The sequence below is a fragment of the Parasynechococcus sp. genome, assembly GCF_042954325.1.
GTDB lineage: Bacteria > Cyanobacteriota > Cyanobacteriia > PCC-6307 > Cyanobiaceae > Parasynechococcus.
This window is the reverse complement of record NZ_JBGKDS010000056.1, coordinates 1-7,897: the sequence shown is the minus strand read 5'-3', so window position 1 is coordinate 7,897 and position 7,897 is coordinate 1. Positions and strand designations below refer to the sequence as shown.

At 59.8% G+C, this 7,897-nt stretch carries 8 protein-coding genes; 5 read left to right on the top strand and 3 right to left on the bottom strand.

Features of this window, described 5'->3' with window-relative positions; translation table 11 throughout:
• On the bottom strand, positions 1-1,317 hold a 1,317-nt coding region (locus ACGVKB_RS07995; protein ID WP_392350893.1), incomplete at its 3' end, for a form I ribulose bisphosphate carboxylase large subunit.
• 68 nt (positions 1,318-1,385) lie between these two features.
• Positions 1,386-1,697: a BMC domain-containing protein gene (locus ACGVKB_RS07990; protein ID WP_006169870.1), complete on the bottom strand. Its 312-nt coding sequence runs from the start codon at positions 1,695-1,697 to the stop codon at positions 1,386-1,388.
• A 355-nt stretch (positions 1,698-2,052) separates the two neighbouring features.
• Here ACGVKB_RS07990 and ACGVKB_RS07985 point away from each other — a divergent pair, with 355 nt between their 5' ends.
• A complete protein-coding gene (locus ACGVKB_RS07985; RefSeq protein WP_392350891.1) occupies positions 2,053-2,634 on the top strand; it encodes a non-canonical purine NTP pyrophosphatase in 582 nt (193 codons plus the stop codon).
• A gap of 40 nt (positions 2,635-2,674) precedes the next feature.
• On the opposite strand, the gene ACGVKB_RS07980 is transcribed toward ACGVKB_RS07985, so the two are convergent.
• On the bottom strand, positions 2,675-3,460 hold the full coding sequence (locus ACGVKB_RS07980; RefSeq protein WP_392350889.1) for a BMC domain-containing protein: 786 nt from the start codon (positions 3,458-3,460) through the stop codon (positions 2,675-2,677).
• 111 nt (positions 3,461-3,571) lie between these two features.
• Here ACGVKB_RS07980 and ACGVKB_RS07975 point away from each other — a divergent pair, with 111 nt between their 5' ends.
• The 4 genes from ACGVKB_RS07975 to bchL form a co-directional block, all read left to right on the top strand.
• Positions 3,572-3,922, top strand: a complete 351-nt coding sequence (locus tag ACGVKB_RS07975; RefSeq protein WP_392350887.1) for a hypothetical protein — start codon at positions 3,572-3,574, stop codon at positions 3,920-3,922.
• A 78-nt stretch (positions 3,923-4,000) separates the two neighbouring features.
• Complete coding sequence (locus ACGVKB_RS07970; protein WP_392350885.1) at positions 4,001-5,278, top strand: ferredoxin:protochlorophyllide reductase (ATP-dependent) subunit N; 1,278 nt, start codon at positions 4,001-4,003, stop codon at positions 5,276-5,278.
• A 4-nt stretch (positions 5,279-5,282) separates the two neighbouring features.
• Positions 5,283-6,857: a ferredoxin:protochlorophyllide reductase (ATP-dependent) subunit B gene (locus tag ACGVKB_RS07965; RefSeq protein WP_392350883.1), complete on the top strand. Its 1,575-nt coding sequence runs from the start codon at positions 5,283-5,285 to the stop codon at positions 6,855-6,857.
• Between the two features lie 342 nt (positions 6,858-7,199).
• Positions 7,200-7,897: ferredoxin:protochlorophyllide reductase (ATP-dependent) iron-sulfur ATP-binding protein (gene bchL / locus ACGVKB_RS07960; RefSeq protein WP_392350881.1), on the top strand; the 698-nt coding region annotated here is incomplete at its 3' end.

Here is a 7,897-nt window from a genome sequence, read left to right as displayed (position 1 = left end):
TTCCATGAGGATGTCGCGGCTTTCTTTCTCGATCTCGCGACCAGCGTTGCGTGCCTTGACGCAGGCCTCGAGGGCCACACGGTTGGCAGCAGCACCAGCTGCGGAGCCCCAGGGGTGACCGTGGGTACCACCACCGAACTGCAGCACGGAGTCGTCACCGAAGATGGCGACCAGTGCGGGCATGTGCCACACGTGGATACCGCCGGAAGCAACGGCGAACACACCAGGCATGGACCCCCAGTCCTGATCGAAGAAGTTGCCGCGGCTGCGATCTTCAGGAACGAAGGATTCGCGGAGCTGGTCGATATAGCCGAGGGTGGTCTGACGATCACCTTCCAGCTTTCCGACCACGGTGCCGGTGTGGAGTTGGTCACCACCTGACAAACGCAGACACTTGGCGAGAACGCGGAAGTGAATGCCGTGCTTGGGATGGCGGTCAATCACAGCGTGCATGGCACGGTGAATGTGCAGCAGCATGCCGTTCGCACGACACCACTTCGACAAACCGGTGTTGGCGGTGAAGCCACCGGTGATGAAGTCATGCATGATGATTGGCATGTTGAGTTCTTTGGCGAACTCAGCGCGCTCATACATCTCTTCGGGAGTGTTCGCGGTCACGTTGAGGTAGTGACCCTTGCGCTCACCGGTCTCCTGCTCAGCCAGCTTGATGGCTTCCGCAACGAATTCGAAGCGGTTCTGCCAACGCTGGAAGGGCTGGGAGTTGATGTTCTCGTCGTCCTTGGTGAAGTCCAGACCGCCACGCAGGCACTCATAGACAACACGGCCATAGTTCTTGCCGCTCAAACCAAGTTTTGGCTTGATGGTGCAACCCAGAAGAGGGCGGCCGTACTTGTTCATGCGGTCGCGCTCAACGGCGATGCCGTTTGGCGGGCCGTAGCAGCTCTTGATGAAAGCGATCGGGAAGCGGATATCTTCCAGACGCAGGTGGCGCAAAGCTTTGAAGCCGAAGACGTTACCGACCAAGGAGGTCAGAACGTTGGTGATGGAACCCTCTTCGAACAGGTCGAGGGGGTAAGCGATGAAGGCATAGAAAGCCTCCTTGTCACCAGGAACGTCTTCGATGCGGTAGCAACGTCCTTTGTAGAAGTCGAGGTCGGTGAGGAGCTCGGACCACACAGTGGACCAGGTACCAGTTGAAGATTCAGCAGCAACAGCAGCTGCCACTTCTTCTTTGGGGACACCTTCTTGGCCGGTGCACTTGAAGCAGGCCAGCAGGTCGGTGTCTAGGGGAACGTAATCAGGAGTCCAGTAAGTGTCCCTGTACTCCTTGACCCCAGCGTCGTACTTCTTGCTCATGGGAAATCTCCGTTAATCGGTGAAGAGGGGGGTGAGACGTGATGGCCTCATTCGAGGCTCAGTGGGTCTCAGTCCTTTTGACCAAGGAAATTGCCGTTGCCCAATGCAGGCTCCACTTCGCGGTGGGGGCGAGCAATGATGTGAGCAGCCACCAGGCCGTCACCAACACGCTCACAAGCGTCTGCGCCAGCACGCACTGCAGCGTTCACAGCACCGGTTTCGCCGCGGACCAGAACGGTCACGTAACCACCGCCGACGAACTCACGACCGATCAGGCGCACTTCGGCAGCCTTGGTCATGGCATCAGCAGCCTCAATCGCGGGAACCAGGCCGCGTGTCTCGATCATGCCGAGAGCGATGCCCATGGTTTCGTTAGCCATTGCCTACCGGGGAAAGGGGTGGAATGTTCGTCGGGGACATTGGTCTGTCACCACCCATGCCGTCAAGCGTTTTGGGGCTTTCTCGCGATCACTGTCCATAGTGAACCTGATAAGCAGACCTGATCACCCTGTCTGTGTCTGTTCTGGACTGCTGTTGGCGTTCATGTGATCACACCACCACATAGCGTTGCGCGGACGTCACGCGCTGAATATTTTCCGCCCACGGAGTGGTCCCACGGCCTTGCCGCCGAGGGGTGGAATGTTCAACCCATGCCACTTCGTGACACTTGAAGTTCAGACCTTTACCGAATAAGCCAATCCGCAGCACACAATGGTGGTCGCTTGCGACCGCGATTTGAGGCCTCGTCTAACCATCGCCAGTGGCAACCCCATCAAGGTGGCCGAGATTGAGGCGATGCTTGCCCCCCTCAACATGGATGTGCAGCTGCAACCGTCCGACCTGGACGTTGAGGAGACAGGGTCGACCTATCTCGAGAACGCAACGTTGAAGGCTGTGGCCGCTGCAGGCCGCACCAACGGATGGGCCTTGGCCGATGATTCCGGCCTCGAGGTCGACAGCCTTCATGGGGCCCCAGGGCTGTATTCAGCCCGTTATGCCGAAGGCAACGACGCCAAAATCAAACGCCTGCTCAACGCGCTGGGTGGCACGCCGTATCGAAGTGCCTGTTTTCGCAGCACGATGGTTCTCAGCGCGCCCGACGGCACCTGCGTGGCGTCATCCGAAGGTGTTAGCTGGGGGGAGATCCTTCATGCCCCTGCCTACGCAGGCGGAGGATTCGAGTCATTGCTGTGGATCCGCGAAGCCGGATGCAGCTATGGCGCCATGAATCCAGCGCAATTGTCCCGCCTGGGCAGCCGTGGCAAAGCCGCGCGAGCTCTGGCCCCAGACCTCCGCACTCACCTCAGGCTCCTCTAGTTCGGTGCAGAGCCATCGGCCGCGCATCGACGGCTTCCCATCAGCGGAAGGCTGAGCGGCGGTTCACCGATTCGATGGCACGCATCGCTGCTGCGGCAGCTTCCTCAACATCCCCCTCACGTCCCGCCAGGGTGAGACGACCGAAGGCACCAACGGCCTTGACGTCCACCAGCGTGATGTTGGAAGACTTTTCGGCCTCATTGGCCGCAATCAGGACATATCCGGCCGGTTCTGTTTCAAGGATGAACATGCTCATGCCGGCTTCGATCATCGAACCGCGGCGGTTCTGACGGTTGATCAAAACAGCATGGTCGGGGGTGATCGCACGGATCACTTCCGTCCAGCTGACGTCCGCTGGGCTGCGTTGCTCAATGGAACTGCCAATCGCTTCCAGCACAACATCGCCGGAGTGCAGAACGGTGCTCTGATCCCGGTGGTACAGAGCCATCGAACCGAACGCCCGCTCAACCACCATCTGTCCGAGGCGGACATTGCTGGCCTTGAGGGCAATGTCAGTGACACGGTGAACCGCCATGCCCGGTGACACTTCCATCCAGAGGCAGGCATCCCCAGGGATCGGAAGAAAGCCCTGACTGACCGATCCCATGTAAGCCGCTAACTGGGGCTGCAGCGAATCAATAAAGACGTACGTCCGCAGCTCAATCGACTGCACATGACTGTTCTGCCGAAGCAGCCTTGGTGACTCGCTATCGGTGGTCACAACACAGCTGGCACCCCCAGCCTGGGGGTGCACCTCAGTGCCGGTAACGAGAGCGCTGCCTCCGTGCCGCCGCTCCCGTTCCTCGAAGCTGGCGAATCGGGTCATGGCGGGGAGTGTACTGGACATCGATCGATCCAGAGCCGTTCGGCCGAAAAGGATCTGCGCTTGCGTCCGCAGTCAGAGCCGATACCGTCCGCTCATTCACACCTGGAGACCATGGCCCTTCCTGAAGTGAACCCTGAGCAGGCCCTGGGCATGGTCAGTTTCGGACTGATGCAACGCCTGGCCAAGGAGGGGCATGTCGAACTCCCTTGGCTGGATGCACCGGTCAATGCAGAGACGGAACAGCTGCGTCAGCTGCGTCAGCGCCTGGAACTCACCCAGCTGGCGATTGACACCGGAGCACCACTCACAACCGCCGATGTGAGCCTTCTGCTCGGCGCCAAGCCGGGGACCGAGCGGGTCGAACGCGGAGGCCTGGTGGCCCGACGGGTCAGCCGCAACGTCTGGCGCTTGAGCAAAGTGGACGACAGCGATCGCTACGACGGTTTCCGCCGTCGGCTCTGATCCCAAAGAGTTTCCGCAGTCACCTGGCGCGAATCGGATCATCCGGCCAGCTTGATGGTGAGACGTTCGGAGGACCTGATGTCGGGACCAACCCTTCTTAAGGAATCCGGACCGCGGGAGGTGTTCTGTGGTCTCACCTCAATCGTCTGGCTGCATCGGCGCATGCCCGATGCCTTTTTTCTGGTGGTGGGCTCGCGCACCTGCGCCCACCTCATTCAGAGCGCCGCGGGAGTGATGATCTTCGCCGAGCCTCGGTTTGGCACAGCGATTCTCAGCGAACGCGATCTTGCGGGCCTCGCCGATGCCCATGACGAACTGGACCGGGTCTGCAAAGAGCTACTGCAGCGGCGCCCTGAGATCCGCACCTTGTTCTTGGTGGGGTCCTGTCCAAGCGAAGTCATCAAGCTGGACTTGGCCCGGGCCGCCGAGCGGCTGAATGACGACTTGCACGGCCGAGTGCGGGTGGTGAATTACTCCGGAAGCGGGATCGAAACAACATTCACCCAAGGAGAAGACGGAGCCTTGTCGGCTCTGGTGCCCCTGCTCCCCAGCAGCGATGAACGACAACTGTTGCTGGTGGGGACCCTCGCCGACGCCGTCGAAGACAGGCTGATCCACCTGTTCGGTCGGCTTGGCATCGACACGGTGCGCAGCCTCCCCCCCAGGAGCTCAACGGACCTCCCCCCCGTGGGCCCCGGCACCACCGTTCTGCTCACACAGCCTTTCCTCAGCGACACCGCCCGTCGACTCAGAGACCGTGGAGCCAATGTCTTGGTGGCTCCATTCCCCTTGGGTGCCGAAGGCAGTCGACGCTGGATGGAGACCGGAGCATCAGCCTTCGATGTTCCGATCGAACGGGTGAACGAGGTGCTCGATCCACTGGTCGAACGCGCTCGCATGGCCCTCAAGCCCCACCGAGAGATCTTGGAAGGGAAGCGGATTTTCCTTCTACCGGAATCCCAGCTGGAGCTCCCCCTGGCCCGGTTCCTCCAACGGGAATGCGGAATGGAGCTTGTGGAGGTTGGAACCCCATATCTCAACCGCGAGCAAATGAGCCATGAGCTGGCCTTGCTGCCGGACAGCACCCCCGTGATGGAAGGCCAGCACGTGGAGCAGCAATTGGATCGTGTGCGGGAGAGCCAACCCGATCTGGTGGTGTGCGGCATGGGGCTTGCCAATCCTCTCGAGGCAGAGGGCATTGCCACCAAGTGGTCGATCGAACTGGTTTTCAGCCCCATCCACGGCATCGATCAAGCCGGGGACTTGGCCGAACTGTTCTCACGACCGCTGCGCCGACGGCAACGCATTCATTCGGGGCTGCACCCGATCAATCCAGACCAACCCGTGCACGTCTGACCTGATGCAACTCACCCTCTGGACCTACGAAGGCCCCCCCCACGTGGGTGCCATGCGAATCGCAGCCTCAATGAAGGGCGTGCACTACGTCCTGCATGCTCCGCAGGGCGACACCTATGCCGATCTGTTGTTCACGATGATCGAACGGCGTAGCGAGCGCCCGCCAGTCACTTACACCACGTTTCAGGCCCGTGATCTGGGGGGAGACACCGCAGAACTGGTGAAGCGGCATGTCCGCGAAGCCGCTGAACGTTTTCAACCGGACGCGCTCTTGGTGGGTGAGAGCTGTACGGCGGAATTGATTCAGGACCAACCAGGCGCGCTCGCCCAAGGCATGGGACTGTCGATGCCGGTGGTGAACCTTGAACTCCCCGCCTACAGCAAAAAAGAGAACTGGGGCGCCTCGGAGACGTTCTACCAATTGGTCAGGAATCTGCTGAAACCGCAGCTGCCCGAACGTCCTGAACATTCAGCCACAACATGGCAAGGGGAGGGGCGACGCCCCCGGGTCAACCTGATCGGCCCGTCACTGCTGGGGTTTCGCTGTCGTGATGACGTCCTGGAGGTTCAAAAACTGCTGACGATGCACGGCATTGATGTCGCCGTGGTGGCCCCCCTTGGAGCAGGTGTTGACGACATCCTGCGCCTACCAACGTCAGATCTGAACGTCTGTTTGTACCCGGAAGTCGGTGAATCCACCTGCAGCTGGCTGGAACGCAATTTCGGAATGCCCTTCACCCGAACCGTTCCGATTGGAGTGGGGGCAACGCACGACTTCCTGGTCGAGGTGCACGGCCTACTCGGACTGGAGCCCCCCTCCCCGGATGAGGGCTACCGGCGCTCACGGCTTCCCTGGTATTCCGAGTCGGTCGACTCCACCTATCTGACCGGGAAACGCGTGTTCATCTTCGGAGATGGCACCCACGCCCTCGCCGCCGCCCGGATCTGCAAAGAAGAACTGGGCTTTGAGGTGGTTGGTCTTGGCACCTACAGCCGCGAAATGGCCCGGCCGGTGCGCGCCGCCGCCAAGGCTCTTGGCTTGGAGGCTTTGATCAGTGATGACTACTTGGCGGTGGAAGCGGCGATGGCCGAAGCCGCTCCGGAGCTGGTGCTCGGAACACAAATGGAACGCCACAGCGCCAAGCGACTCGGTCTCCCCTGTGCTGTGATCAGCACCCCCATGCACGTGCAGGACGTTCCAGCGCGAACCAGTCCTCACATGGGTTGGGAGGGCGCCAACGTGATTTTTGACGATTGGGTCCACCCACTGATGATGGGATTGGAAGAACATCTCATTGGAATGTTCCGCCACGACTTTGAATTCGTCGATGGCCATCAAAGCCACCTCGGCCATGCGGGCGGTTCCGGAGCGGCTTCCGAAGCGCCGGAGCGCGACAGTGCAGACCGGGCCGGACATGCTCTGACGTGGACAGCCGATGGGGAAGCCGAACTGAAAAAAATTCCTTTCTTTGTTCGCGGGAAGGTACGCCGCAATGCTGAGGCCTATGCCCGGGAAGTGGGCTGCAAAGAAATCAACAGCGAAACGCTCTACGACGCAAAAGCGCACTACAAGGCCTAAGCACCCTGCCTCGGGATGGTGTTCAAGGGGCCCCAAAAGACACAGGGAAATTTCTCAACCTCATAAAGAATCGGGTGCGATTTTTTGCCAACAATGTGATCGCCAATGATCACCAGATCGGCAAGCACGCCCCGACCCCTTGAACCAGGGCAACAGTGTCATGCATGGGACATCAGAGCCCAGAAAACCTGAGTACTAACACTCATTTATTTTCGCCTTGGCCAACAAATTGTGGCAACTGTCACAACATGCCCACCCGGATCTTTCATTTCTTAGTGAATCCCAGCCAAGGCAGATCTGCTGCTGTTGAATGAGATCAAACCTCTTGCATAAGGTCGCTGCATGACCACGACCCTGACGCGGCCAACCGACGGCGAAGGAAGTGTGCAGGTCCACCAGGACCCCTCCTTGAACATCCAGGAAGAAACCCTGGTGATTGCGGTTTATGGCAAAGGCGGGATCGGCAAATCCACCACCTCCTCGAACCTGTCCGCAGCCTTTTCCAAGCTGGGGAAACGGGTGCTACAGATCGGCTGCGACCCCAAGCACGACAGCACCTTCACGCTGACGCACAAGATGGTGCCCACGGTGATCGACATCCTCGAGGAAGTCGATTTTCACAGCGAAGAGCTCAGGCCTGAAGATTTTGTCTTCACCGGCTTCAACGGTGTGCAGTGCGTGGAAAGCGGCGGACCGCCTGCAGGGACCGGTTGCGGGGGCTATGTCACAGGTCAGACCGTCAAATTGCTGAAGGAGCACCACCTCCTTGAAGACACCGATGTCGTCATCTTTGATGTGCTGGGCGATGTGGTGTGTGGAGGTTTTGCTGCACCGCTGCAACATGCCAACTACTGCCTGATCGTGACCGCCAACGACTTCGATTCCATCTTCGCGATGAACCGGATCGTGCAAGCCATTCAAGCCAAAGCCAAGAACTACAAGGTTCGCCTCGGCGGCGTCGTTGCCAACCGATCGGCGGACACCGATCAGATCGACAAGTTCAACGCACGCACCGGCCTGCGCACCATGGCCCACTTCAA

What these genes read in the sequence shown, in the direction of transcription:
- ACGVKB_RS07975 (WP_392350887.1), top strand. Translation starts at nt 3,572, where the DNA reads ATGGCCCTTCCTGAAGTGAACCCTGAGCAGGCCCTGGGCATGGTCAGT.
- ACGVKB_RS07965 (WP_392350883.1), top strand. Translation starts at nt 5,283, where the DNA reads ATGCAACTCACCCTCTGGACCTACGAAGGCCCCCCCCACGTGGGTGCC.
- ACGVKB_RS07970 (WP_392350885.1), top strand. Translation starts at nt 4,001, where the DNA reads ATGTCGGGACCAACCCTTCTTAAGGAATCCGGACCGCGGGAGGTGTTC.
- ACGVKB_RS07980 (WP_392350889.1), bottom strand. Translation starts at nt 3,460, where the DNA reads ATGACCCGATTCGCCAGCTTCGAGGAACGGGAGCGGCGGCACGGAGGC.
- ACGVKB_RS07990 (WP_006169870.1), bottom strand. Translation starts at nt 1,697, where the DNA reads ATGGCTAACGAAACCATGGGCATCGCTCTCGGCATGATCGAGACACGC.